This is a genomic window from Bradyrhizobium sp. F1.4.3 (assembly GCF_040548375.1).
Lineage (GTDB): Bacteria > Pseudomonadota > Alphaproteobacteria > Rhizobiales > Xanthobacteraceae > Bradyrhizobium.
The window spans coordinates 78,598-104,248 of record NZ_JBEPRN010000020.1; the positions used below are offsets into that span (position 1 = coordinate 78,598).

A 25,651-nucleotide genomic window follows, 5' to 3' on the forward strand; every position below is an offset into this window, starting at 1 on the left:
GGTTATGGATTCCGGGCCTGCGCCTTCGGCGCATCCCGGAATGACAACGTAACTACGGCTTATTCGGATCGAACCGCTTCTCGAGGCCTTTCCAGCAATCCGCATAATCATCCTGGAGCGTGGACGCGTTCGCGGCATGCGCAGTGACGCGCTGCGGGTAGCGGGTCTCAAACATGAAGGCCATGGTGCCCGTCAGCTTCACCGGCTTCAATTCGCCGTTGCTGGCGTGCTCGAAGGCATCGCGGTCCGGGCCATGCGGCAGCATGCAATTGTGCAGCGAGATGCCACCCGGCACGAAGCCTTGCGGCTTGGCATCATAGACGCCGTAGATCAGGCCCATGAACTCGCTCATGATGTTCATGTGATACCAGGGCGGACGGAACGTGTTGTCGGCGACCATCCAGCGCTCCGGGAAGATGACGAAGTCGATATTCGCAGTGCCCGCCGTCTCCGACGGCGAGGTCAGCACCGTGAAGATCGACGGATCGGGATGGTCAAAGCCGATCGCGCCGACCGGCGAGAAGGTGCGCAAATCGTATTTGTAAGGTGCGTAATTGCCGTGCCAGGCGACGACGTCGATGGGCGAGTGCGGCAGCGTGGTCTTGAACAGCGCGCCGCCCCATTTCACGAACAGCTCGGTCGGCGTGTCCTTGTCCTCGTAGCAGGCAACCGGCGTCAGGAAGTCGCGCGCATTGGCCAGGCAATTGGCGCCGATCGGGCCGCGCTCCGGCAGCGTGAAGGCGCCGCCATAGTTTTCACAGAGATAGCCACGCGCCGGACCGTTCGGAATCTCGACGCGGAATTTGACACCACGCGGGATTACCACGATCTCGCCGGGCTCGGCGTCGATGCGGCCGAACTCGGTGACGAGGCGCAGATTGCCCTGCTGAAGCACGAACATCATCTCGCCGTCGGCATTGTAGAAATGCTGGTCCACCATCGACTTGGTGATGAGATAGACATGCGCGGCCATGCCGGCCTGCGTGTTCACATCACCGGCCGTCGTCATGGTGTGCACGCCCTGGAGAAAAGTCGTGTCCTCCTTCGGGATCGGCGCCGGGTCCCAGCGCAATTGCGCGATCGGCAAATCATTCTCGTGGCACGGCGCCGAGCGCCACAGGCCTACATCGGCCTTCTCGAAGCGTCCGGAATGCTTCACCGACGGGCGAATGCGATAGAGCCAGGAGCGCTCATTGGTGCCGCGCGGCGCGGTGAAGGGCGAGCCCGAGAGTTGCTCGGCATAGAGCCCGTAGGCGCAGCGCTGCGGCGAGTTGCGCCCGATCGGCAGCGCACCCGGCAGCGCTTCGGTCTCAAAGCTGTTGCCGAAGCCGGACATGTAGCCCGGCGTGACCTGCGCCGAGCTGCGGATGATCTGATCGGGCGAGGTGTTGATGTTCATGACTATCCTCCTCCTTGCAGGGCGGCCCACATCTCCTGGTCGCGCTTGTCGGTCCAGATCACGGGATCGTCGATTCCCGAGGCTTCGTCGAAGGCGCGCGACACGTTGAACGGCAGACAGTGCTCGTAGATGGCGAAGCTCGAAAATTTCGGATCCATCACCTCGCGCGACGCGGCCATCGTCTCCTTCAGCGTACGACCCTTGGCGACCGAGATCTCGGCGGCGCCATAGAGCGTCGAAACGAAATCGCGCGTCATCGCAATCGCCTCGCGCCCCGTGGCGAGGCCCTTCAGCGCATCGCCGCGGCCCGGCGCGATCGCCTTGGGATTGAAGTTGCGGATCTCGTTCAGCGTCAGCGGCCATTCGCGCAAATGCGCATCGCCGCAATAGCAGGCCGAGTGATATTCGATGAGGTCGCCGGAGAACATGACCTCCGCGTCCGGCACCCAGGCGACGATGTCGCCGGAGGTGTGGCCGGCGCCAAGCTGCATCAGCCGAACTTCGCGCTTTCCCAGATAAATCGACATCTCGCCTTCGAAGGTCAGCGTCGGCCAAGTCAAGCCGGGGATGCTTGCCGCATCCTGGAAGAGGCGCGGGAAGCGGCCATATTCGGAATCCCAATCCTGCTGGCCGCGCTCCTCGATGAGGCGATAAGTCTCCTGCGAGGCCACGATTCCTTGCGCCTTGTAGGCGGAGGCACCGAGCACGCGGACAGCGTGATAATGCGACAGCACGACATATTTGATCGGCTTGTCGGTGACGGTGCGCACGCGCTCGATCACCTTGTTGGCCATCGCCGGCGTCGACTGCGCGTCGAACACGAGACAGCCGTCGTCACCAACGATGATCGCGGTATTCGGATCACCCTCGGCGGTGAAAGCATAGAGATCGGTGCCGATCTCGGAGAAGGTGATTTTCTTCTCGGAGAGATCGCCGGTGGATGCGAAGTTCTTCGCCATCAGTTCATCCTTAGGTCTTTGGGTTATTGTTGTTGCTGTTGTTGCTGCTGGCCGTCGATCATTCGGCGCTTCGCAAGCATGATCGCCTCGCGCAGCACGTCGATGTCGCCGATATGGTTGGCGAGGATCAGCACCAGCGCCGTGTCGAAATCCGCGCTCTGCTCGTCCGTGAGACCACGATGTGCCTCCACGATAGCGCGAAAGGCGTCGTCGGGCCGCGCGAAGTTGGAGTTGGTGGAAAGCGGCATGCGAAACCTCAATTCAGACCTTCGGCCCGCAACAGCGCGGCAGTGATCGCCGTGCGCGTTGGATGGCGAAAGCGAGCGGCGACATACCCATCGGGCCTGAGCAGATAGGCTGAGCCAGACTCGGCATCGTAGCGCTTTGCGACAAGGCCTAGGGGATCGGCAAGTCCGCCCTCGCCGCCGATGCGGATGTCTTTCACACCATCGGGCGCATCAATCGCCGCACCATTGCTGAACGACAGCAAGGTGAAATCCGTTCCACCTTCCCGGAATGCGTCCGTCAAATAGCCATTCTCGCCCACGATTGGCGCATCGAGCATCGAGCACCCGGGCGATGGCCCACCGCGCCACGCAGCCGCATCGGGCGATGACAGCGGCGAATCATAGCTGCAAGGCACCGAGAGCCGGCCGCCATTGACCATGCGTTTGCCGAACTCGGTTTCCTTGGCAAGCGACAGCACCGCCTTGCGCAACCGCGCTTCCTGCGACGAGTTCGGCGCCATGAAATCGGTCGAACGGGTGGATTCGCGGATGTTCTCGTCGGCGGCCAGACTGCGCTCGACATGATAGCTCTCGAGCAGGCCCGCGGGTGAGACGCCGCGCAACACGCGGTCGAGTTTCCAGGACAGGTTCTCCGCGTCCTCCAAGCCCGAATTTGCGCCACGTGCGCCAAAAGGCGAGACCTGATGCGCGGAATCGCCTGCGAAGATCACGCGGCCGTGGATGAAGCGGTCCATCCGGCGGCATTGGAATTTATAGAGCGAAATCCATTCGAACCCGAACTTGTCGTGGCCGAGCATGCGCGCGATCCGCGGCCGCACGTTTTCGGGCTTCTTCTCGACTGTGGGGTCGGCGTCGCGGCTGAGCTGAAGATCGATGCGCCAGGTGTCGTCAGGCTGCCGGTGCAGCAACGCCGAGCGGCCGGCGTGGAACGGTGGATCGAACCAGAACCAGCGCTCGGTCGGAAACTCCGCCGTCATCTTGACGTCGGCGATCAAAAATTGGTCCTCGAACACCTGACCGGCGAATTCGGCGCCGACCATCTGCCGCAAGGAAGAGCGAGCGCCGTCGCAGGCGATCACATATTGCGCATGCAGGCGATACGCGCCTTCGGGGGTCTCGATCGTCAGCGCCACGGAATCGTTGCGTTGCTCCAGCGCCGTCACCTTGTTGCGCCAGCGCAGGTTGATCCCGTTGAGATCGCTGATGCGATCGACCAGATAGGCCTCGGCGTAATATTGCTGGAGGTTGATGAACGCCGGCCGCTTGTGGCCGTCTTCCGGCAGAAGATTGAACTGGTAGAGCTGGGACTCGCCGTGGAAAATGCGGCCGACGCTCCACACCACGCCCTTCTCGACCATGCGGTCGCCGACGCCGAGCCGGTCCCAATATTCCAGCGAGCGCTTTGAGAAGCAGATCGCACGCGACCCTTCGCCGATGCGGTCGGCGTCATCCAGAAGGACGACGCGCTGGCCGCGCTGGGCGAGATCGATCGCGAGCGACAGCCCGACCGGTCCGGCGCCGACAACAACGACCGCGTGCTCGGCCGGGCTTTGGCCGGGACGATCCTGGTCGGGGTGGCGGCGGTAGCCGAACTGGGTCTTGGCCTGCTGGGTCTTGGCCTGCGCCATGCGCTAACCTCGGCTCTGGTCAGGAGAGGACTGATCTGCTAGATAGTCTCACGTGCAACTATTTTGGACCGGAGCCGGCCGGCCGTCAACTGGAATTCGGAGCGCACTTCTTGGCGAGGACATCCAGCGATATCGCAGTGAAGGCAAGCGAGGCGGACGAGTCGTCGCCGCGGCCAAAGTCGCGGCTCGATCTGTTCAAGTTCGTGCCGTTCCGTCTCAACCGGCTCGCAGCCGAAGTCAGTTCCGCGCTCGCGGTCGAGTATCAGGAGCGCCACGGCCTCGACATTCCGGCCTGGCGCGTGATTGCAACGCTCGGCTTCCGCAACGATGCCTGTAGCGCGCAGTACATCTCGCAATGCACCCGCACGCACAAATCCACCATCAGCCGCGCGGTGACCACGCTGATGCACGAAGACCTGATCGAGCGGGTCGAGAACGAAGCCGACCGCCGCGAATTCCGCCTGCAACTGACGAAGAAGGGCCGCGCGCTTTACGAAGAGCTGTTCCCGCAACTGCTGCGGCGGGAAGACGAGATCCTCGCCTGCCTTTCCGCGCAGGAGCGCAAGCAGCTCTCGGCGCTGCTCGGCAAGATCGAGGCGAGTCTCGACCTGATCCAGACCAGCGAGGAGGCGGACGCCAAGCAGGCCTATTAGCCGCCTTCGTCACTTCGCAAACGACCTCGACGGCGGCAGATGCAGCGCCCAGGCGTCGACCTTATCGCTCGCACGCGGATAGATCTGCGTCACGATCGGGTCGTGCCCGGGAATGAAGCGGTCGGGATGGCCGGCGAGGCGTTCGATCGTCTCCCAGCCCACTGCCATGTCACCGACATTGTAGACGATCGGAAACGGGCTCCGGCGCTGGAGATTGGCGTAGTAATGCGCGGCATCGGAGGCGAGCACCACCGGCCCGCGCGCGGTCTCGACCTTGACCACCTGCAAACCATCGGAGTGACCACCGACGCGATGCACGGTCACGCCGGGCGCGACCTCGCCATCGCCTGAATAGAACGTGACGCGCTCGCCATAGACGTGGCGCACCATCTGCGTGACGTGCTCGACCGAGAACGGATGTCGCAGCAGTCCGTTGCACATGCAGCGCCCCGTCGCATAGCTCATCTCGCGTTCCTGGAGATGGAAGCGCGCATTGGGGAAGCGATCGAGATTGCCGGCGTGATCGTAATGCAGATGTGTCACGATAATGTCGCGAATGCTCGACGCCGCGACGCCAAAGCGCTCCAGCGCGTCGACCGGATTGAGCGTCAGCTTGCGCGCACGCAGGCTCGCCTCTTCGGCATTGAAGCCGGTATCGACCAGGATCTCGCGGCCGCCACCGCGGATCAGCCAGACGAAATAGTCGAGATCCTGCGCCGCGCTATCATGCGGATCCGGCGACAGGAAGTTCATACTTGGGGTGCGCGGCGACATCGTCGCATAGCGCAGCGCGAAGATTTCGTAGGCGTTTCCCATGGTTTTGCTTTTTTCTGATTGGACCGGACGATCCGGCACACCAAGCCATTGTCGGTCGCAAAGGTCAAACGCCGAAGGCAGCGACGGACGCAGGCCCGCAATGTGAGACCAATCACATTTTTGTCGCTATGGCTGCCCTAGCGTGGCTCAGGGAACACCGAACACAAATTATGCCGAGCTCAACCGCAACAGCCCGTTTATTCCCCTCACGGAGGGCCGATGCGTCGCGGTCAATTGTCGCGATAGTGCCGAATCTCCAAGCGGTTGACGCCTCCTATCCCCGGTTTGATAATGCACATTGCGTAAGTTAAGGTCGCCGCGGCGCAAGCTGGGAACGGCGCCTTTTTGGCTGGACCGCGCTGATTATGAAAATTCGCTTCATTTTTCTTCTGCCTCTGCTTGCCTCGCTCGTCCCGATCGCTCCGTCGCTTGCGGCCGGCGACCGCTATGCGCTCGTCATCGGCAATGCCAAATATCCCGACGCGGATGCCCCGCTGAAGGAACCGCTCAACGACGCGCGCGATATCGCCGACGAGCTCAAGCGCGACGGCTTTTCCGTGGAGACCGGCGAGAACCTGACCGGCGACGGCATGCGCCGCGCCTTCGACAAGCTTTACGGCAAGATCAAGCCGGGCTCGGTGGCGCTCGTGTTCTACAGCGGGTTCGGCATCCAGTCGGCGCGCCAGAGCTTCATGATCCCGGTCGATGCCCAGATCTGGACCGAATCCGACGTCCGCCGCGACGGCTTCAGCATCGAAACCATCCTTGGCGAGCTCAATACCCGCGGCGCCGGCGTCAAGATCGCGCTGATCGACGCCTCAAGGCGCAACCCGTTCGAGCGCCGGTTCCGCAGCTTCTCCGCCGGTCTGACGCCGGTCATCGCGCCGAACGGCACGCTGGTGATGTATTCAGCCGCGCTGGCCTCCGTGGTCTCGGATGTCGGCGGCGACCACAGCCTGTTCGTCCAGGAGTTGCTCAAGGAAATCCGCGTCCCCGATCTGATGGCGGAGGAGACGCTGAACCGCACCAAGATGGGCGTCACCCGCGCCTCGCGCGGCGAGCAGGTGCCGTGGATCTCCTCCTCGCTGGCCGAGGACTTCTCGTTCATTCCGGGCGCCAGCGGATCGCGCCCGACGGCGATGACACCGCCACCGCCCCCTCCCGCTGCTCCCCCGGCCCCCGCCGTCGCAAACAACCCGTCACCGGCTCCGCCCGCCCCGCCGCCCGTGGTCGCGAACAATCCGCCACCGGCATCTCCCGCGCCGCCATCACCGCCCCCGTCGCCGAAGTCGCAGGTCGACGCCGCCCTGCCTCCGCCTTCGCCGCCGCCGGTCAAACCGGCTGATACCGGTACCGCACCGAGCACAGACTCTGGCCCGAGCCAGGCCACGCTGGCCGACGACCCCACCATCAAGAGCCTGACGGCCAAGATCGCCTCCAATCCGGACGACGTGAATGCGCTGTACCGGCGCGGCCAGGTTTATGCCAGCAAGGGGGCCTACGGACTCGCCATCAAGGATTTTGACGACACACTTCGGATCAATTCGAAGGACGTCGAGGCCCTGAACAACCGCTGCTGGACCCGCACCGTGGTCGGAGACCTGCAGGGCGCGCTGAAGGATTGCAACGAGGCGCTGCGGCTGCGGCCGAATTTCGTCGATGCGCTGGACAGCCGCGGGCTGGTCAACCTGAAATCCGGGGCGGCCAAGAACGCCATCGCCGATTTCGACGCGGCGCTGAAGATCAACCCGCGCCTGACCTCCTCCCTCTTTGGGCGGGGGATCGCCAAGCAGCGCAACGGCTCGGCCCAGGAAGGGGCGCTCGACATCGCCAATGCCAAGGCGATGGACCCGAACATCGTCCAGGAATTCGCAAGTTACGGAGTGCGTTGATATTTTTCTGATTTGAGGCCGGACACGCCTCGAACCCCTGGCGGCATGGCCAAGACTAATCGGCAAGACTAGTCGAACGGATGCCGCAAGCGGACTTGCCGTGGGCCTGTTGCAGGAATTTTGGAACCGCGCGGGCAGCGCAGGAGGGACTGGCAATGAGATTGGCTGCAAAAGGACTTACCGCGATCCTGTCCATCATCACCATCGGCGCCGCGCTGTCGCTGCCGGTCTCACCCGCGTTCGCAGGCGACGACGGCAACAGCAAGAACGTCACCGAGGACGAGATTGTCCGGGCGCTGGCGCCGCCGCCGAAGAAGCCCCTGACCCGTGGCCTCTCGATCGGCCCGCAGACCGATCCAGCGCCGAGCGCGGCGGAGACCAAGCTGCTCCAGATCGTCCGCGGCCGGGCCACGCGTTCGCTCTCGTCGACCGAGCGCGAGGAGATCGCGTCGGCCGCCAAGGACAAGCCGAACATCGACCTCGAGATCACCTTCGACTACAACTCAGCCGATATCAGCACCAAGTCGCTGCCATCGGTGCAGGCACTCGGTCGCGCGCTGACCAGCCCCGACCTGAAGGGCTCGACCTTCGTGGTCGCCGGCCACACCGACGCCGCCGGCGGCGAGGGCTACAATCAGGAACTGTCGGAGCGGCGCGCGGATTCGATCAAGCGCTATCTCGTCGACAAGTACAGCATCGCCGCGACTGACCTCGTCACCGTCGGCTACGGCAAGAGCAAGCTGAAGGACCCGAGCCAGCCGATGGCGGAGGTGAACCGCCGCGTGCAGGTCGTCAATATGGAAAACAAGACCACCGCATCGAAGTGACCACGACGTAATCCGTTGAAGTGACAAGTCGTGATGTGGTGTAAAGTCTTGCTCCCAAAGCGCGTCCCGCAGCCTTGCGGGACGCCGCTTCGTTTCAGGGAAACGCTCTCAGCAACCGCGAGCCAGGCCAGGATGATCCGGCGATGAACATCTCCGAATATCTCAAGCCTGCCGGAACCGTGGTGTTCATCGTCGCCCTCGGCATCGGCTATTACTGGTTCGAGCATCGGCATCGCCCCGAGGCGAAGGAAACCCCGGGCGAGGCGCTCGTCATCGTGACGAAGTCGACCAATGCCTGCTTCTCCGATCTGGTGCGGGTGACCGGCTTCTTCGTGCCGCGGCGCGAGGCGGTGGTCATCGCCGACCAGGAGGGATCGAAGGTCACCGACCTCTTCGTCACCGAAGGCGCTGTCGTCACCGACAATCAGGAGCTGGCGCGCCTGACGGCGCCGCCGCAGATGCCTGGCCAGCCGCAAAGGCCGGGCCCGCAGGGCCCAATCTCGCTGAAGGCGCCCGCACCGGGCCTCGTCACCGAAGTTCGCACCGTCGTCGGCGCGCCGGCCTCGCCGCAGGCCGGCCCGATGTTCCGCATTGCCGTCAGCGGCGAGATCGAGCTGGAGGCGCAGGTTCCGGCCGTGCATATGCCAAAGCTCAGCCCCGGCGCGACGGTGCGGATCAGCAGGGATGACGCCGCCGATCTGATTGGCCGGGTCCGGCTGGTCGCGCCCGAGATCGATCGCACCACACAGCTCGGCCGCGTCCGTATCAGTGTCACCAACAATCCGTCGCTCAAGGTCGGCGTGTTCGCCCGCGCCTCGATCGATGCCAAGCGAAGCTGCGGCGTTGCGGTTCCCAAGACCGCGATCGACCATCTCACCGTGCAGGTCGTCAAGAACAACACGATCGAGACGCGCAAGGTGCGGGTCGGGCTGACGTCCGACAGCCAAACGGAAATCCTGGAAGGGATCGACGTCGGCGAAATCGTCGTGGCCGACGCCGGCTCTTCGCTCCATGACGGCGACCAGATCAAGACCATGTTCGCCGATGAACTCGATCGCACGCGGGTACGCTGATGGCTCTCAATATCTCGGCATGGTCGATCCGCAATCCGCTGCCGTCGGTCGTCTTTTCGATCATTCTCCTGATCCTCGGCTGGGTCTCCTTCACCAAGCTCGCGGTGACGCGGCTGCCTTCGGCCGATATTCCCGTGATCTCGGTCGCGGTGTCGCAGTTCGGCGCGGCGCCCGCCGAGCTCGAATCCCAGGTCACCAAGACGGTTGAAGACGCGGTCTCCGGCGTCGAGGGCGTGCGGCACATCACCTCGTCGATCACCGACGGCCTGTCGGTCACCACCATCCAGTTCGCGCTCGAGACCAACACCGACCGCGCGCTCAACGACGTCAAGGACGCGGTGACGCGCGTGCGCTCCAATTTGCCGCAGAACGTCACCGAGCCGCTGATCCAGCGCGTCGACGTCATCGGCCTGCCGATCGTCACCTATGCCGCGATCTCGCCCGGCAAGACGCCTGAACAGCTGTCCTATTTCGTCGACGACGTGGTCAAGCGCGCACTGCAAGGCGTGCGCGGCGTCGCCCAGGTCGAGCGCATCGGCGGTGTCGAGCGCGAGATTCTGGTCTCGCTCGATCCCGACCGCTTGCAGGCAATGGGGCTGACCGCCGTCAATGTCAGCCAGAGCCTGCGCGGCACCAATGTCGACGTCGCCGGCGGCCGCGCCGAGATCGGCAAGAACGACCAGGCGATCCGGACGCTCGCCGGCGCCAAGACGCTGAGCGACCTCACCGGCACCATGATCCCGCTGTTCGGCGGCGGCGAAGTCCGGCTCGACGATCTCGGCACAGTGACCGACACCATCGCCGATCGCCGCACCTTCGCCCGCTTCAACGGCGAGCCGGTGGTCGCGCTCGGCATCAAGCGCTCCAAAGGCGCCAGCGACGTGGTTGTCGCAGCCGCCGTGCAGAAGCGGATCGACGCGCTGAAGGCCGCCTATCCCGACGTCGACCTCAAGCTGATCGACACCTCGGTCGAATACACCAAGGGCAATTACGAGGCCGCGATCTCGACCTTGTTCGAAGGCGCCATCCTCGCCGTCATCATCGTGCTGCTGTTCCTGCGCGATTTGCGCGCCACCATCATCGCCGCGATCTCGCTGCCGCTGTCGATCTTCCCGGCCTTCTGGGCGATGGACATCCTCGGCTTCTCGCTCAACCTCGTCAGCTTCCTCGCCATCACGCTGTCGACCGGTATTTTGGTCGACGACGCCATCGTCGAGATCGAGAACATCGTGCGGCACATGAACATGGGCAAATCGCCCTACCGTGCCGCGCTCGAAGCCGCCGACGAAATCGGCCTCGCCGTGATCGCGATCTCGCTGACCATCATCGCGATCTTTGCGCCTGCGAGCTTCATGTCGGGCATCGCCGGACAGTTCTTCAAGCAGTTCGGCATCACCGTGTCGGTGCAGGTATTCTTTTCACTGCTCGCCGCGCGCTTCGTGACGCCGATGCTGGCGGCTTATTTTCTCAAGCACTCCAATCACGAGGAGCCGCCGCCGGGCCGCGTTCTGCGCGGCTATCACAAGGTCGTAACGTGGTCAGTGAAGCACTATTTCATCACCGTGCTGATCGGCTTCGGGATCTTCGCCGCCTCGATCTGGAGCATCACGCTGCTGCCGCAGGGCTTCCTGCCCGCGCAGGACAGCGCACGCTCATTGCTCGCGATCGAGCTGCCGCCCGGCACCCAGCTGTCCTATACCGAGAAGGTCACCGAAGACATCGTCGCGCGGCTGCGCAAGCGCTCCGAGGTGAAGAGCATCTTCGTCGACGGCGGCCGTGTCCCGCCGGGAACGCAGGAAGTGCGCCGCGCCGCCCTGATCATCAATTACACGCCCAAGACCGATCGCGACATCACCCAGCGTGAGCTCGAATTCTCCATCAGCCAGGAGCTGGAGAACATCCCCGACATCCGGTTCTGGTTCCTGGACGAGAACGGCCTGCGCGCGATCTCGCTGGTCGTGACCGGCGTCGACGCCAACATCGTCAACAACGTCGCCAGCGAACTCGCGACGCAGATGAAGCGGATTCCGACCATCTCCGACGTGATCTCGGAAACCTCGCTGGAACGCCCCGAGTTGCGCATCGAGCCGCGCGCCGACCTCGCCGCTCGGCTCGGCGTCTCGACCGAAAGCCTGTCGCAGACCATCCGCGTCGCGACCATCGGCGACGTCGGCCCCGCGCTCGCCAAATTCGACGTCGGCGACCGCCTGGTGCCGATCCGTGTGCAGCTCGAGGACGCCGCGCGCGGCAATCTGAAGACGCTCGAGCAGTTGCGCGTGCCGCTCGGCGAGCACGGCGAAAAGGGCGGCGTCCCGCTCTCGGTCATCGCCGACGTCAAGCTCGACCAGGGCCCGACCAGCATCAACCGCTACGACCGCGAGCGGCAGGCAACTGTTGCCGCCGACCTCGTCGGCTCCGCAGCGCTCGGCGATGCCACCAAGAAGATCTACGATCTCCCTGTCATGAAGAGCCTGCCGAAGGGCGTGAAGGTCTCACCGTCCGGTGACGCCGAAAGCCTCAACGAGCTGTCCGATGGCTTTGCGACTGCGATCACGGCCGGCCTGATGATGGTCTATGCGGTGCTGGTGCTGCTGTTCGGCACCTTCCTGCAACCGATCACCATCCTGTTCTCGCTGCCGCTGTCGATCGGCGGCGCCATCGCGGCCCTGCTCGTCACCGGCAAGCAGCTCACCACGCCGGTCTGGATCGGCATTTTGATGCTGATGGGCATCGTCACCAAGAACGCGATCATGCTGGTGGAGTTCGCGATCGAGGCGATCCGCGCCGGCAAGCCGCGCCACGAGGCGATGATCGACGCCGGCATGAAGCGCGCCCGCCCGATCGTGATGACCACGATCGCGATGGCCGCCGGCATGATGCCGAGCGCGCTCGCGGTCGGCGCCGGCGGCGAGTTCCGCTCGCCGATGGCGCTCGCAGTGATCGGCGGCCTGATCTTCTCGACCATCCTGTCGCTGGTATTCGTGCCCGCGATGTTCATGGTGATGGACGACCTCGGCGCCCTGATCTGGCGCTTCGGCAAGCGGCTGATCGTGCACAGCGAGGATGCCGAGACTGGCGATCATCACGGAGCTGCGCCCCCGGACGCAGCGCCAGTTCCGAAGAGCATCGTGCACCCGGCGGCGGAGTAGATATTCCCCCGGAATCCCGGGCTCGACATGGGCGAACGAAGTGCTATCTTTCGTGCATGAACCTCGTAAGCCGCACGCTTGAGATCGACGCTGACACCGATGCCCGGCTCAGGGAGATAGCCCTTGAGCGCGGAAAGGATGTCGCAACAGTGCTGGCCGAGGCCGTTGCACTTTTGGATTCGGTCGTTGACCTTGCTGATCCGGATATCGAAGAAGATCGCACCCGTTACGAAGAATATAAGCGCACCGCGCTTGCGGTCTCACTCGATGACGTCAAGACGTGGGTCGGGAGCTGGGGCTCTGTTGACGAGCTGCCTCGCCCCCAACCACGCAAGATCAAAATCAAATGATTCTGCTTTCGCCGGCCGCTCTCGAAGATATCGAGCGGCTGCGAACCTTCCTTAACACCGCTAATCCAGACGCAGCAAAGCGTGCATTGACGCTGATCTGGAAGGCGATCGACCGGCTGCCGGAGTTGCCGGCCTTGGGTAAACCGACTGACGATGCGGACATCCGTCAGATCATCGTCCGTTTTGGGTCATCGGGCTACATTGTGCGATACGCCATCGTTCCAGAGACAGGCGATATTCTCATCACGCGAATCTGGCACGGTCGCGAGGCGCGCACCTGACCCCTTACTCGTTACGCGCGATCGCCGTCAGCTTGGTCATGTTCCTCAGCAGTATCCGCCCGCGCTGGAGATCGAGGATCGCTTCCTTGCGCCAGGCCTGAAGCTGGCGGTTGACGCTCTCGCGGGCGGCGCCGACGAAGACGCCGAGCTGCTCCTGCGAAATGTGCACCTCGGAGCCGAAATCGGCGGCGAGCGCGCAGAGCCGCCGCGCCAGCCGCACCGGCAGCGGCTGCAACATGGATTCCTCCATGCGCTCGCTCTGCCATCGGATGCGCTGGCACAGCAGCGCGATGATCTTGATCGCGACCTTCGGCTCGCGCTCGAGGAAGGCGAGAAAGTCTTCGCGCCGCAGCACGAACAGTTCACTGGCCTCGCCGGCGGTCGCATCCGCGGTGCGGCTCTGGCCATCCAGCACCGCGACCTCGCCGAACAGGTCCCCCGAGCCCATGAAGTTCAGCGTCAGCCGGCTGCCGTCGGAGGCACCGGTCTCGATCCGGACCTGGCCGCGACGCACGCCGAACAGCGCATCGCCGGCATCGCCCTTCTGGAACAGGACCTCGCCGTTCCCCAGATGCTGGGTGTGACAGAGGTTGGACAAACGCTGGAGTTCGTCCGAACCGAGATCGGCGAACATGGCATTCATTTTCAGAATGACCGCAAATTCGGCCTGCTTGCTCATTTTAACGTCCTTGTGAATTACCTTGGCAAATCGCTTGGAAGCATCAACATCAGAATCGCGTAAAACCGCGCCGGAGAAGTGTGTCATAAGTCACATAACTTTGCAGCTCCCCCTGACTATTTTTGTCCGCTTGGACCCGCTTCCCGTCCCGGGATAAACTCAGCTGCAAAAGACGGGAATCTGCCGGATTCGACGCCGCTTGTCCGTCGTTGGAAAGTCGACATGAGAGCAGTGAAATTCGCCTGCGCGGCGGTGGCCGCCGTCATCATCGTGATCGCACTCCTCCTGGTGGTCGGGATCCCCTCGAGCTTCCTGACCTCGACGATTGCGTCGCGCGTCGAGAGCGCCACCGGCTATCGCCTGTCGATCGACGGCACGACGAGAATCAGCCTGTGGCCGACGCTGAACGTCACGCTGAACGACCTCGCGCTTGCCGACCCCAAGGACCGCAGCGGCATCACCCGCCTGACGATCGACCGTGTGCAGGCCGACATGTCGCTCTCCAGCGCATGGTCGGGTCACCCGAGAATCAGCGAGCTCGTCATCACCCATCCCGTGCTCTACCAGCCGCTGCTGCGTGAGCGCCTGCCGAACGCCGATGCGTCGCTGAAGCCGCTCGCGCTCGACATGGATGGCGTGAGCATCGACCGCATCAAGGTCACCGACGGTGAAGTCGCATTCTCGCGCGTGCGCGATCGCATTGAGGGCCGCATCAGCGCCATCAATACCGACGCCGTCATGGGGCGCGACCGCAAGGTCAATGTCACCGGCACCGCGCGCGTCGGTGAGCACCCGACCAAGTTCGACATCAAGGCGACCACGCCGGCGCCGCCGCTCGAGCGGCAGACCATCCCGGCGGATTTCGCCATTGATATGCCCGACGTGCTGTCGTCGCAGCTCGCAGGCCATGCCGAGCTGCGCCTCAACGGCGGGATCGTGATGATCAACGGCGTCAATGGCACGCTCGGCGATGGCGCTTTCAACGGCTGGGCCTCGGTCGACATCGCGAGCAAGCCCTTGGTCAAGGTTGATCTCGACTTCCAGCGGCTTGCGATCCCGCTGGCGAAATCGCCTGAGGGCGCGTCCGGACAGCCGTGGAGCGATGCGCCGATCGACGTCTCCGCGCTCAACTATGTCGATGCGCAAATCAGGATCTCGGCGAACGAAGCCGTCATCGGCGAGGCGCGCCTTGCGCCGCTGGCGCTCGATGCAAAACTCGCCGGCGGCATATTGAAGGCAGGCACCGCCAATCTCGGCGCCTATGGCGGCCAGGTCTCTGGCGAAGTGATTCTCGATGCGACCAGCGGCGCGCCGAGCTTTGCCATGCATTCCGATCTCGCCGGCGTGCGCGCGCTGCCGCTGCTCCAGGGACTTGCCGAATTCGACCGGATCGACGGCAAGCTGCAGGCCAAGCTCGCGCTGCGCAGCGCCGGCAGCAGCCAGCGCGCGCTGATGGCGAACATGCAGGGCACGGCCTTCGTCAATTTCCAGGACGGCGCCATCCGCGGCATCAATGTCGCGCAGATGATCCGCTCGTTGACGTCGGGCACGCTGTCGGGCTGGCAGGACAGTCAGGAGCAGAGCACCGACCTGTCGCAGCTCTCCGCCTCCTTCCGCATCGACAAGGGCCAGGCGGTGACAACCGATCTCAACCTGATCGGACCGCTGGTGCGCGTCACCGGCGCCGGCACCATCGCCCTTGACACCAAGATGATGGGTTTTCGCGTCGAGCCGAAGCTCGTGATGACGACTGAAGGCCAAGGCAGCACCTCCGAGCCGGTCGGCTTCGGCATCCCCGTGATGATCCAGGGCTCATGGTCGCAGCCGCGGATCTTTCCGGATCTGGCGGGCGTGCTGGACAATCCGGACGCCGCCTACGCCAAGCTGCGCGAGATGGGCAAGGGCCTGTTCGGCCCTGACGGCGGCGGGCTCGGAAACATTTTGGGCAGCCTTGGTGGTAACCTTGGTGGTAACCTTGGGCTCGGCGGCGCGGCGCCGGCTGGTGGCAACGCGACCGGCAATGCCAATCCACAGCCGCAGCAGCCGGGCCAGAACAATCTGCTCGGCGGCCAGCTGGGGGAGACGATCGGCAACCTGATCCAACAGGGGCTTTCCAATGGCGCCGGAACCGGCACCGGCCGGAGCCGCAGCCTGCCCGCAACGCCATCCACGCCGGCACCGCAGGCCTCGCCCGCGCCCCCAACCCAGGAGAACCCGCCGGCCGCGCAGCAGGACAGCCAGCCGATGAACGACGTGATGCGGCAGCTCTTCAATCGGTAGTTTGCAGACCAACGCTTTGGACTCCGAGGCGGTGTTTACACCCGCCCCCCGTCCACTTCTTCCTCCGAACGGATGAGGCAGAAGGCGACTGCGACATTTCACCACCCTGCCGGCCACCTGCAGCGGGTAACCAAGCCGATCGCTTGCCGGTCCCTTGCCGGTCCTTGGCCCAAATTGTGATAGAAGGCCCTAAGGGCCTGGAGGGCCCGTAGCGCCGGCGTCGGTCGTGGCGCGAGAGGATCCGGATGGCAGGAGCGAAAGACAAGACCCGGTTTCTGCGCGAGGGCCTGTTCGCCAAATACGTCGTATCCCTCGTCGGCCTCGTCGTGTTCGTGCTCGCCGTCAACGGCGCGATGGAGACCTGGATCTCCTACCGTGCCACCAAAACGTCGCTGACCGACGCCCTGGAGGACAAGGCGCAGGCCGCCGCCCGGCGCATGGAGCAGTCGGTCTCCGAGCTCGAGCGCCAGATCAGCTGGGTGACGCGGGCAAGCCAGGACACGCTCGAGAAGCGCCGCGCCGACTACGCCCAGCTGCTGCATCAGGTCTCTGTGGTCTCCCAGCTGTTCCAGCTCAACGGCGAAGGCCGCGAGGTGCTGCGCGTCTCGCGCCAGGCGACCACGACCGGCAGCGATGCCGACCTCTCCCGCGACATGCGCTTCACCGACACGGTTGCGCGCGGCGTGAGCTATGCGCCGGCCTATTTCGTCGATCAGAAACCGATGATGTCTATCTCGGTGGCGCATTCCGGCTTCAAGCCCGGCGTCACCGTGGCCGAGATCGATCTCAGCTTCCTCTCCGATTTCCTGTCGGATGCCCAGGTCGGCAAGGTGGCCTTTGCCTATGTCGTCGATCCGCGCGGCCGCGTGCTGGCGACGTCGTCGAAGGGGCCTGATGTCGGCAAGGACCTGTCGAAGCTGCCGCAAGTTGCTGCTGCGATCGCACCCGGCCGTGAGCCCGACACGTCAGGCACCGACTTCAACGGCCACTCGGTGCTATCAGCCGCAAGCACCGTGCCGAAGCTCGGCTGGAGCGTGCTGTTCGAGCAGCCGACGATGCAGGCGCTGACGCCGATTCGCGACCAGCTCGTGCGCATCGCGCTGCTGATCGGCATGGGCCTGATGGTCGCGATCCTCGCCGGCACGCTTCTCGCGCGCCGCATGATCATCCCGATCACGGCGCTGCGCGACGGTGCGCACAAGCTCGGCGAGGGCGATTTCAGCCACCGCATCGACGTGCACACCTCTGACGAGCTGGAAGAGCTCGCTGGCCAATTCAACCGCATGGCCGGGCAGCTCCAGGAGACCTATTCGGACCTCGAAACCAAGGTCGACGCGCGCACCCGCGACCTCGCGCAGTCGATCAACGAGCTCAAGGTGCTGGAGGAGGTCGGCCGCGCGGTTGCCTCCTCGCTCGATCTCAACGCCGTGCTGCCGACGATTGCCGCCCGCGCGCTCGAGATCAGCCATGCCGATGCGGTTTTAATCTACGGCTACGACGCGGCGACGCACCGGTTCAATTTGGTCGAGGCCAACGGGATCGACCAATCGGCCGAGGGCGCGCATGTCACGATCGACGAAGGTGAGAGCATCCTGAGCGATGCCGCGGCGAGCAGTGAGCCGATCGCGATCGCCGATCTCGACCATGCCGCCAAGCAGCCGCTGCGCGATGTCGCCGTCAATGCCGGCTTCCACTCGGTGCTGGTGGTGCCGTTGGTCGACCAGCAGGGCACGCTCGGCTCGCTGGTGGTGCTGCGCCGCCCGAGCGGCGAGTTTGCGAGCAGCCTCACCGCCTTGATGCGCACCTTTGCCAACCAGGCGGTGCTGGCGATGCGCAATGCGCGGCTGTTCACCGAAGTCGACCACAAGGGCCGCGAGCTCGCCGCCGCGCATAACACCGTGCAGCAGCAGGCGGCAAAACTCCAGGAGCAGACCGAGCAGCTCCGCAACTGGAACCGCTCGCTGGAAGAGCGCGTCGAAAAACAACTCGGCGAGATCGGCCGCATCAAGCGGCTCGAACGCTTCCTCGCGCCGCAAGTCGCGCAGCTCATCGCCTCCTCCGATGGCCACGATGCGCTGCTCGACAGCCACCGCCGCGAGGTGACGGTCGTGTTCTGCGACCTGCGCGGCTTCACCTCCTTCACGGAGGCGACCGAGCCGGAAGAGGCAATGAACGTGCTGCGCGAATATCACGCGGCGCTCGGCGAACTGATCCATCGCTATGAAGGTACGCTCGACCGCTTCGCCGGCGACGGCGTGATGATCCTGTTCAACGCGCCCATTCAATTCGCCGACCACACCAAGCGTGCGGTGAAGATGGCGGTGGAGATGCGCGACACCATCGGCGCCTTGACCGAGAAGTGGAAGAACCGAGGCCATTCGCTCGGCTTCGGCGTCGGCGTCGCGATGGGCTACGCCACGCTCGGCCAGATCGGCTTCGAGCAGCGGCTCGAATACGCCGCGATCGGCAGCGTCACCAATCTCGCCTCGCGCCTCTGCGACGAAGCCAAGGCCGGCCAGGTCGTCGTCAGCCGCCGCGTCTACGGCATGGTCGAACCTTTCGTCGAGGCCCGCGCGCTCGACGATCTCGTGCTGAAGGGATTCAATCATCCCGTGCTGGCGATGGAGATCTTGTCGTGGCGCGAGGACGTGGAGAACGTGGTGGATGCGTCGGCGGCAAGGCGGCGAGGGTAGCCAAAACCAAAAAAGTCGAAAACAACCCCATGCACAGTAGCCGGGGGCTGGTAAGATCAATGACTTACGCGGGTGACGACGCGGTTTGACTCGTCGGGCAAAACACCGGCAGGATGGCATCATCGGGCTTCTGCGCCGAGCCTCCCAAATTCATCGCGCTCTGGTGTGCCTTCGAAGGGGCAGTCGATCCGGCGGTCGCGATCCCGTTGATCGCTACGTGACAGGCCCTGCGCTCGCACGAGCTCAATCACGCCTTCGCGGACCGCAACAACTCCAGCTCGTCACCCTCCTTCAGGCCGAGCGCCTCGATCAGCTCATTTGGGCAACGTCACTATAAGATCGCCGGCCACCCCGAAAACGCCGGCGCCTCCGTCTCCGGGCGTCATTCCAGCGTCATCCACTCCCGTTACCGCTCGCGGCCTGCGCCCACGTCACTCATGACGCTATCCGGGCGTCGCTTTTCCAAGTCTCGATAGGGGGAATCATGGCTTCTTTCAGCGTGGCAAGCGGCTCGACCGTCACGACCGCCAAGACCGTCAGCAATACCGACACCGGCACCATCGCGGCAGGCGGCACGTTGTCCGACACCACCGATATCACCTGGACCGGCGGGACAGCCGGCCAGACCGTCGTGATCGACAACGCCGGCACCATCGCGGCCACCACGCGCGGGATCGATACCAAGGGCAGCTTCACCTCGGGCAACCTCACCTTCGTCAACGAGGCCGGCGCCAGCCTGGTTTCAGGCGACGATGCGTTCCGGATCAATACCACCCTTTCGGGCGGCACGATCACGGTCGACAATTCCGGAACGATCGTGTCCGGCACGGTGGATGCGTCCGGCAACATCGTTGCAGGCTCGAGCGGCCAGGCGCTCGACTTCGCCGCGGTCGTCTCGGCGAGCGAGGTGATCAACATCACCAACCACGCCGGCACGGTGATCGGCGCTTCCGGCAATGACGCGATCCGGCCCGGCGCCGGCATCATTACCATCGACAATGACGGGCTGATCGATGCAACCGCCTCGGCAAGCCGCGCGATCAACCTCAGCACCTCGAACCTCACGAACATCACCTCGTTCACGCTGGACAACGAGCAGCACGGCGTGATCCAGTCGCAGGGCGATGCGGTCCGTATCACAGCCTCCACGCTCACTATATCCGCCACCTATTCGGTCACGGTCGACAATGCCGGCACCATCCAGTCGACCGGATCCGGATCCAGCAACGGTCAGGCGATCGATTTCACCGACCTGGTCTCGACCAATGGCACCATCCATCTCACCAACGAGGCGACCGGCCTGATCAAGGCGGCCGATGCCGACGCGATCCGCGGCGGCGTCAACATGGTGATCGACAATTACGGAAGGATCTTTGGCGGCAATTCGGGCGGCGACGACAACGACGGCATCGACTTCCAGGGCAATGCCGGTGGCACCGTCAACAACCACACAGGCGGCACCATCGAGGGCACGCGCCACGGCATCACCGGCGACCAGCCGGTGACCGTCAATAACGACGGCACGATCACCGGCGATCTCGGAAGCGGCATCAACCTTGATACGCCGAGCCTGTCGATGACCACCGTGACCAATCACGGCACGATCATCGGCACCGGCGGCTATCTCGCCGGCACTGCCGTGGACGGCGACGGCGTCGACGTGGACGGTCTTCTGACGCTCAATAATTTCGGCACCATCCAGGCCACCGGCGTGCATGTCATCGAGGCGGACGGAACGGTTGATCTTCAGGAAGCCGTCACCATCGGCGGCGGCACGATCATCAACGAGATTGGCGGCGTCATCACCAGCTTCGAGCGCGCGATCACCGTCAACGACAGCGACGGCACCGGCGGGCCCAATGGCAGCAACGGCAGCAATGGCGGCAATGGCTGGGCGCCCACGACGATCACGAATTGGGGCCTCATCCACGGCGGCAATGGCGAGGCCATCTCCATCACCGACACCTTCGCCGACACCATCACCAATCACGGCACGATCGACGGCAGCGTCGCGCTCGGCGGCGGCGACGACATTGTCAACGACTACACGGGATCGACCTTCACCGCGACGATCGACGGCGGCACCGGCACCGATACGTTCAACCTCCTCGGCACCGGCTCCGGCACGCTGGCGCACACCGTGAATTTCGAAATGCTCGACGTGCAGGGCGGCAGTTGGAGCGTCACCGACGCCGAAAGCTTCACCTCCGGCATCACCATCGAGACCGGCGCCAGGCTCGCCGTCGCCGACGGCGGGTCGCTCACGGGCAACGTCACCAACAACGGCGTGTTTGCGTCGACGCATTCCGACGTCTTTGTGTTCAACGCCACGATCTCCGGCAGCGGCAGCCTCGACCAGGCCGGCACCGGCACCACTGTGCTGAGCCAGACCAGCAGCTATACCGGCGGCACGGCGCTGCATGCCGGCACGCTGGAGCTCGCCGCACTCGATGCGGCCGGCACCGGGGCGATCACCTTCGAGAGCGGCGCGCAAACGCTGAAGATCGACAAGGCGGCGCTGGACCACGGCCACCTCGACAACACCATCGAAGGCTTTGGTGTCGGCGACACCATCGACCTCGCCGGCATCGGCAAAGCGACAAAAGCAACACTCTCTGCCGACAACGTGCTCACGATCAGTGGTGGCGCATCCGGCACCATCACGCTTCAGCTCGACTCGCATGCCTATGCCTCGGGGCTGAACTACCAGCTTGCCTCCGACGGCCATGGCGGCACCAAGATCACCCTCGTCTCGGACAATTTCGTCCAGGGCAATGACGGCAACAATCTGCTGGTCGCGAACCTGTTCAGCCCGGTCGGCAGCTTCCTCGATGGCAAGGGCGGCAACGACATCCTGATCGGCGGGCTGCATTCCGACGTGCTCAATGGCGGTGGCGGCAACGACCTGCTCTATGGCGGCGCCGGCGCCGATCAGTTCCGCTTCAACGGCACCGACCAGGCGGCCGGCCAGCGCGCCACCGACACGGTGTTCGACCTCAATTTCGGCAAGGGCGACGCGCTGGTGTTCTACGATTACGAGGCCGGCTCGTTCGCCTCATCCGGAGCGCATCCTGCGACCGTGCTCAATACTGGCGAGGGCGCTGGCTCCGGCGTGGTGGTGAACTCGATGGCGGCACTGGCCGATCTCGTCAAGGCTTCGTCCGACGTCACCGCCCAACGCGGTGGCCTCAACGACCTCGTGATCGACGTCAGCCAGAGCAATGGCAGCCACGAGACCATCGTGCTCGATCATCAATGGCAGGCCTACGCGCAGGCCTCTGGCGGGCATTTCTTCAGCTAGGATGTGATCTCACTGGCGCGCGCACGAATGCGCTCGCCAGCCGCTTCCAATCACGCCCCCCGCTTCGGTCCGATCGCCTCGAACCCCGCCTTCTGCTCGTCGCTCAGGCCGGACACGAAGTCATCGAGCGCATCGCCGACGCCGTTGACGGCTTGCAGCATCGTCTCCAGCCGCGCCTTCACAGCAGTGAGGCGGGCCTGCGGCGCTGCTGCTGGCTTTGACGGGCAGGCGCTCAGCGTCTCCATGGTGCGCAGCGTGGTGTCCTGGAGCACGTCGAGCCGGGCGCGGGCGGTGTCGTCGAGGCGCAACGTGGTGGCGATGTCGGCGGCGGGCCATTGCTGCTGCACGAACTGTTCGTACTGGCGCTGGGCCTGCTCGTCATAGCGGGGATCGCTGTCCGACTGGCAGGCGGCTACAGCCAGCGCGTCCTTGTGCTGGCCTGACGCAGGCGCGGCGCGGCGGTCCTTTCCAAGCGGATCCTGGGCGGGCGCGTCGAGTTTTGCTTTCTGATCGTCATCGAGGAGATCGACAAATCTGGCGAGTGGTGGTGCGACCGCGTCCGTTGCCTTGATCATCGCATCCAGGCGCGCCTGCATCACACCGAGGCGCTCCGAGGCTGTCGCCGGCGCCTGCGTCGGGCATGAGGCCCGGATCGTATCGCGCGCTGCCGTCCAGGCGGCTGCAAGCTCATCGAGGGCGGTGCGCTGCAATTCGTTCGGCTGTACCAAAGCTGCGATGCGGTCGACCGGCAGGCCGCCGGTGACGCTGGCATCGCAGACATTCTCCGTCGACGGAATTTTTCGCGCGCGCCTGCCTTGCGGCGCGGTATAGGCCGCGAGCTCCGGGGCCGCATAGGGTGCGAAGATCGCGGCATAGATATCGCCATAGCCATAGAGCGAGACGCTGGTCGCATCGCCGAAGATGACTGCATTGGTGAGATCGTCATGCGCGAACGGCCAGAATACCGGCCCGACCCAGCCGTAGCTGCCGTCGGGATGCCGCCACCAGCCCTGCGGACGGCGACCACCATGCCAGCCCGACAGCGCAGCTTGCGCCGAGAGTGCCGCGCGCAGGATGGTGGGATTGGCGGGCTGGTCGCGCTCGGCGCCGCGAGGGTCTTGCGGCCTCAGCGCAGCGGAGCGATAGCGGTCGCCCCGCACCGCCATGCGGGCATGGCGTAGCCGCGACAGGCCGATCACGTGACCGACGGCGAAGCGCGCGACACCCAGGGGTCCGCCGCGCAGTCCGAACTGCGCCTCCGCCGTATCAGGCACTGTCAGAATCAGAATAGCCGCGCCGGCGAGCGCCAGTCCCATGCGGTATCTCGACATGACCACTGAGCTGACCACTTCTTGGCTCTCCTCCAGCGCCAAGCGCACATCGCGTCGCACGAATATGACTCGCAGCGGAACCAAAGGTTCCGGGGCGCGGGTCAAAGCGTCGCAGAAGGAGGGGTCGAAATGCCGGGCAGCGAAGCTGCCCGAACGTCACTGCGCCTTTTGCGGCAGCACAACCGTCTGACCCGGATAGATCAGGTTGGGATTGTGGATTTTTTCGCGGTTGGCGTTGAAGATCACTGCGTAACGGGCGCCGTCGCCATAGGCGCGACGGCTGAGGGCCCACAGGCTGTCGCCGCGGGATACCACCCGGCTTCCGCCGGCCTCCGCCGGCGCCGTGTTGAAGACGTCGGCGGGCGAGGCCGATGCGACCGTTGCACCAGCAGCAACCGCCGGCGCTCTCGCCATGATCCTGGGTTTCGGTGCGCCCATCATTCTGGGCCGAACTGCGGGCCGGTCCGCCGCCGAGGCCAGGCGCGGCGACGGCAAGGACGCAACGACGTCCGATGCCTTGTCCGGCTTGCCGGCTTGCTTCGTCTCCGGCCTGGCGGCGGGCGGTGCGACGCGCACGGGCGGCAGCTCCGCTTCGGCGATCGTCACCGGCATGGTGCGGCTGGATTGCATGACGGTGCCGTCCGGCGACTTGGCGCGCAGGGTCAGCTCATAGCTGCCAGCGGGAAGTTTTGGCGGGGTCATCACGAACTGGCCCGATGCATCGGCCACCACCGTGTCGAGCGGCTGGCCGTCACGCAGCAGCTCGACCTTCGCGCCGGGGGTGGCCTGACCCGCGATCACCGCCGCTTCGCCATGATCGTCAACGCGCGCCACGTCGAAACGGGGCCCAGCGTCGGTTGCGGCCGGCGGCGCCTTGACCGGTGCGAGATCGGCAAGCGCGGTCGTAACCTGCTTCTGGGTCTCGGCCAGGGCGCCCGCCGGCGGCGCGGCCGCCGGAGACGCGGATGGCGTGGGCTGTGCGCTGGCGGAGAGCTTCGGTTCCTCCGCCTTCGGCGCTGCTTTGGATTCGGCTTTTGCCTCAGGCCTGGCGGCGACGGCGATTTCGCTGTTCGACCCGCCCGGCAGCAGGCGGCGCAGCTCGGTGGGGCCGATCACCAGCACGGTCCCGGCTACCGCGACCACACAGAATGCAATGAAGGCCTTGGATGCGGTTATCATCAGGAAACAAACCTTGATCGAAACCTTGATCGAAACCTTGGGTCGCAAATCAGCCCCGGCAACCTGCGCCGATTTGGCTGCGGCAGCAAGACGGTCGATGGGATGAACCGGCGCGGTCCTGTCGGCGTCAAATCAGCGAGGCCGCAAGGCGGCTATTTTCTTTCTTGCGGCCATTTTTTTAAGGGCTTTTTCCCGTGAACGCATTTTGCCGTCCCGCGCCATGGCTGGCGCTTGCCCTGACGCTGGCCGCCTCATCAGCGCTCGCCGCATCCGGCCCGCCGCCGGACTACATCCTCACCGACAATGCCGATCTCGCCTTCACCTCGCCCGACGGCGCCACCAAGCTCGAGCAGTATATGAGGGACAGCGGGGATTTCGACGTCAAATGGCAGGCCTGGGCGCGGCACGGCGAGCAGATGACGGAGCTGAAGCCGGAGCAGGGTTATCCGGCCGGCTTCCGCTTCACCAACGATTCGCAATGGCTGGTGCGGATGCAGAAGACCGGCTCGGGCGAGCAGGACCTTTATCTCTACCATGTCGAGAAGGGGGCCTTCGCAAGCGCGACCAAGACATCGCTCAGCGATCTCGCCTGGGCCTATTTCCACAGCCGGCCGGACACCAAGATGAAGCTCGACTTCCACATCTCGGCCAATCTCGTGAAAGGCACGGAAGAGGCCTATCGCTGGCTCGGCGTGAAATGGCCCGACAACCGCTACCTCGTGATCTCGCTGTCGGGCGAAATGGACAAGCATCCGAAGAACGTCGCCGTGAAGGGATTGGGCGACTGGAAATGCCGCTATGATCTCAAGACCGGGAGCTTCGACGTGCCGGCGCTGTTCGCCAGGGAGAATGCGGAAGCGCTGAAATGGGAGATCCGCCGGTAAAATTTCGGCCTCGCAGGACAAAAATCTCG

General features: G+C 64.6%; 19 protein-coding genes. 11 read left to right on the forward strand and 8 right to left on the reverse strand.

From position 1 onward, the window contains the following. Positions 1–52 precede the first annotated feature (52 nt). The 4 genes from hmgA to ABIB73_RS32770 are packed head-to-tail and all read right to left on the reverse strand — an operon-like array spanning position 53 to position 4,234. Entirely contained in the window at positions 53–1,399 is a 1,347-nt protein-coding gene (hmgA, locus tag ABIB73_RS32755; protein ID WP_354230922.1) for a homogentisate 1,2-dioxygenase, read from the reverse strand. Positions 1,400–1,401: 2 nt separating this feature from the next. After that, positions 1,402–2,358, reverse strand: a complete 957-nt coding sequence (locus tag ABIB73_RS32760) for an MBL fold metallo-hydrolase (protein WP_354230924.1) — start codon at positions 2,356–2,358, stop codon at positions 1,402–1,404. 23 nt (positions 2,359–2,381) lie between these two features. Continuing rightward, a complete protein-coding gene (locus ABIB73_RS32765; RefSeq protein WP_354230926.1) occupies positions 2,382–2,606 on the reverse strand; it encodes a DUF2783 domain-containing protein in 225 nt (74 codons plus the stop codon). Between the two features lie 8 nt (positions 2,607–2,614). Continuing rightward, entirely contained in the window at positions 2,615–4,234 is a 1,620-nt protein-coding gene (locus tag ABIB73_RS32770) for an FAD-dependent oxidoreductase (protein WP_354230928.1), read from the reverse strand. A gap of 110 nt (positions 4,235–4,344) precedes the next feature. Between ABIB73_RS32770 and ABIB73_RS32775 the strand changes: the two genes are divergently transcribed. Further along, a complete protein-coding gene (locus ABIB73_RS32775; RefSeq protein ID WP_354230930.1) occupies positions 4,345–4,887 on the forward strand; it encodes a MarR family winged helix-turn-helix transcriptional regulator in 543 nt (180 codons plus the stop codon). 9 nt (positions 4,888–4,896) lie between these two features. On the opposite strand, the gene ABIB73_RS32780 is transcribed toward ABIB73_RS32775, so the two are convergent. After that, the gene (locus ABIB73_RS32780) at positions 4,897–5,703 is read right to left on the reverse strand and encodes an N-acyl homoserine lactonase family protein (protein ID WP_354230931.1); all 807 of its coding nucleotides are present in this window, start codon (positions 5,701–5,703) and stop codon (positions 4,897–4,899) included. A gap of 365 nt (positions 5,704–6,068) precedes the next feature. Between ABIB73_RS32780 and ABIB73_RS32785 the strand changes: the two genes are divergently transcribed. From ABIB73_RS32785 to ABIB73_RS32810, 6 genes are all read left to right on the forward strand, one after another. Beyond that, positions 6,069–7,595, forward strand: a complete 1,527-nt coding sequence (locus ABIB73_RS32785; protein ID WP_354230933.1) for a caspase family protein — start codon at positions 6,069–6,071, stop codon at positions 7,593–7,595. A 155-nt stretch (positions 7,596–7,750) separates the two neighbouring features. Further along, positions 7,751–8,422, forward strand: a complete 672-nt coding sequence (locus tag ABIB73_RS32790) for an OmpA family protein (RefSeq protein WP_354230935.1) — start codon at positions 7,751–7,753, stop codon at positions 8,420–8,422. Positions 8,423–8,565: 143 nt separating this feature from the next. Continuing rightward, complete coding sequence (locus ABIB73_RS32795) at positions 8,566–9,495, forward strand: efflux RND transporter periplasmic adaptor subunit (RefSeq protein ID WP_354230937.1); 930 nt, start codon at positions 8,566–8,568, stop codon at positions 9,493–9,495. After that, positions 9,495–12,644 (forward strand): efflux RND transporter permease subunit, encoded by a 3,150-nt coding sequence (locus ABIB73_RS32800; protein ID WP_354230939.1) that lies wholly within the window; start codon positions 9,495–9,497, stop codon positions 12,642–12,644. The genes ABIB73_RS32795 and ABIB73_RS32800 overlap by 1 nt, the downstream gene beginning before the upstream one ends. Before the next feature lie 56 nt (positions 12,645–12,700). After that, positions 12,701–12,994 carry a hypothetical protein gene (locus ABIB73_RS32805; protein WP_354230941.1) on the forward strand — a complete coding sequence of 98 codons (294 nt, stop codon included), beginning with the start codon at positions 12,701–12,703 and terminating at the stop codon, positions 12,992–12,994. Then, positions 12,991–13,275, forward strand: a complete 285-nt coding sequence (locus ABIB73_RS32810) for a type II toxin-antitoxin system RelE/ParE family toxin (protein ID WP_354230943.1) — start codon at positions 12,991–12,993, stop codon at positions 13,273–13,275. The genes ABIB73_RS32805 and ABIB73_RS32810 overlap by 4 nt, the downstream gene beginning before the upstream one ends. Before the next feature lie 4 nt (positions 13,276–13,279). Here the strand turns inward: ABIB73_RS32810 and ABIB73_RS32815 are convergent, their stop codons facing one another. Further along, complete coding sequence (locus ABIB73_RS32815; protein ID WP_354230945.1) at positions 13,280–13,954, reverse strand: Crp/Fnr family transcriptional regulator; 675 nt, start codon at positions 13,952–13,954, stop codon at positions 13,280–13,282. Between the two features lie 222 nt (positions 13,955–14,176). Between ABIB73_RS32815 and ABIB73_RS32820 the strand changes: the two genes are divergently transcribed. From ABIB73_RS32820 to ABIB73_RS32830, 3 genes are all read left to right on the forward strand, one after another. Continuing rightward, entirely contained in the window at positions 14,177–16,234 is a 2,058-nt protein-coding gene (locus tag ABIB73_RS32820; protein ID WP_354230947.1) for an AsmA family protein, read from the forward strand. Between the two features lie 245 nt (positions 16,235–16,479). Further along, positions 16,480–18,927: an adenylate/guanylate cyclase domain-containing protein gene (locus tag ABIB73_RS32825; protein ID WP_354230949.1), complete on the forward strand. Its 2,448-nt coding sequence runs from the start codon at positions 16,480–16,482 to the stop codon at positions 18,925–18,927. A gap of 484 nt (positions 18,928–19,411) precedes the next feature. Next, positions 19,412–22,228, forward strand: coding sequence for a beta strand repeat-containing protein (locus ABIB73_RS32830; protein WP_354230951.1), 2,817 nt, complete (start codon positions 19,412–19,414; stop codon positions 22,226–22,228). A gap of 50 nt (positions 22,229–22,278) precedes the next feature. Here the strand turns inward: ABIB73_RS32830 and ABIB73_RS32835 are convergent, their stop codons facing one another. Both ABIB73_RS32835 and ABIB73_RS32840 read right to left on the reverse strand, forming a co-directional pair. Continuing rightward, entirely contained in the window at positions 22,279–23,577 is a 1,299-nt protein-coding gene (locus ABIB73_RS32835; RefSeq protein ID WP_502918474.1) for a Spy/CpxP family protein refolding chaperone, read from the reverse strand. Positions 23,578–23,715: 138 nt separating this feature from the next. Beyond that, a complete protein-coding gene (locus tag ABIB73_RS32840) occupies positions 23,716–24,738 on the reverse strand; it encodes a LysM peptidoglycan-binding domain-containing protein (RefSeq protein WP_354230953.1) in 1,023 nt (340 codons plus the stop codon). 194 nt (positions 24,739–24,932) lie between these two features. Here ABIB73_RS32840 and ABIB73_RS32845 point away from each other — a divergent pair, with 194 nt between their 5' ends. Beyond that, positions 24,933–25,622, forward strand: a complete 690-nt coding sequence (locus ABIB73_RS32845) for a hypothetical protein (RefSeq protein ID WP_354230955.1) — start codon at positions 24,933–24,935, stop codon at positions 25,620–25,622. Positions 25,623–25,651 lie beyond the last annotated feature (29 nt).

Bases quoted from the DNA above. Each gene is read 5' to 3' on its own strand.
- hmgA (WP_354230922.1), bottom strand. From the start codon at position 1,399: ATGAACATCAACACCTCGCCCGATCAGATCATCCGCAGCTCGGCGCAG.
- ABIB73_RS32760 (WP_354230924.1), bottom strand. From the start codon at position 2,358: ATGGCGAAGAACTTCGCATCCACCGGCGATCTCTCCGAGAAGAAAATC.
- ABIB73_RS32765 (WP_354230926.1), bottom strand. From the start codon at position 2,606: ATGCCGCTTTCCACCAACTCCAACTTCGCGCGGCCCGACGACGCCTTT.
- ABIB73_RS32770 (WP_354230928.1), bottom strand. From the start codon at position 4,234: ATGGCGCAGGCCAAGACCCAGCAGGCCAAGACCCAGTTCGGCTACCGC.
- ABIB73_RS32780 (WP_354230931.1), bottom strand. From the start codon at position 5,703: ATGGGAAACGCCTACGAAATCTTCGCGCTGCGCTATGCGACGATGTCG.
- ABIB73_RS32785 (WP_354230933.1), top strand. From the start codon at position 6,069: ATGAAAATTCGCTTCATTTTTCTTCTGCCTCTGCTTGCCTCGCTCGTC.
- ABIB73_RS32790 (WP_354230935.1), top strand. From the start codon at position 7,751: ATGAGATTGGCTGCAAAAGGACTTACCGCGATCCTGTCCATCATCACC.
- ABIB73_RS32795 (WP_354230937.1), top strand. From the start codon at position 8,566: ATGAACATCTCCGAATATCTCAAGCCTGCCGGAACCGTGGTGTTCATC.
- ABIB73_RS32800 (WP_354230939.1), top strand. From the start codon at position 9,495: ATGGCTCTCAATATCTCGGCATGGTCGATCCGCAATCCGCTGCCGTCG.
- ABIB73_RS32805 (WP_354230941.1), top strand. From the start codon at position 12,701: ATGAACCTCGTAAGCCGCACGCTTGAGATCGACGCTGACACCGATGCC.
- ABIB73_RS32810 (WP_354230943.1), top strand. From the start codon at position 12,991: ATGATTCTGCTTTCGCCGGCCGCTCTCGAAGATATCGAGCGGCTGCGA.
- ABIB73_RS32815 (WP_354230945.1), bottom strand. From the start codon at position 13,954: ATGAGCAAGCAGGCCGAATTTGCGGTCATTCTGAAAATGAATGCCATG.
- ABIB73_RS32820 (WP_354230947.1), top strand. From the start codon at position 14,177: ATGAGAGCAGTGAAATTCGCCTGCGCGGCGGTGGCCGCCGTCATCATC.
- ABIB73_RS32825 (WP_354230949.1), top strand. From the start codon at position 16,480: ATGGCAGGAGCGAAAGACAAGACCCGGTTTCTGCGCGAGGGCCTGTTC.
- ABIB73_RS32830 (WP_354230951.1), top strand. From the start codon at position 19,412: ATGGCTTCTTTCAGCGTGGCAAGCGGCTCGACCGTCACGACCGCCAAG.
- ABIB73_RS32840 (WP_354230953.1), bottom strand. From the start codon at position 24,738: ATGATAACCGCATCCAAGGCCTTCATTGCATTCTGTGTGGTCGCGGTA.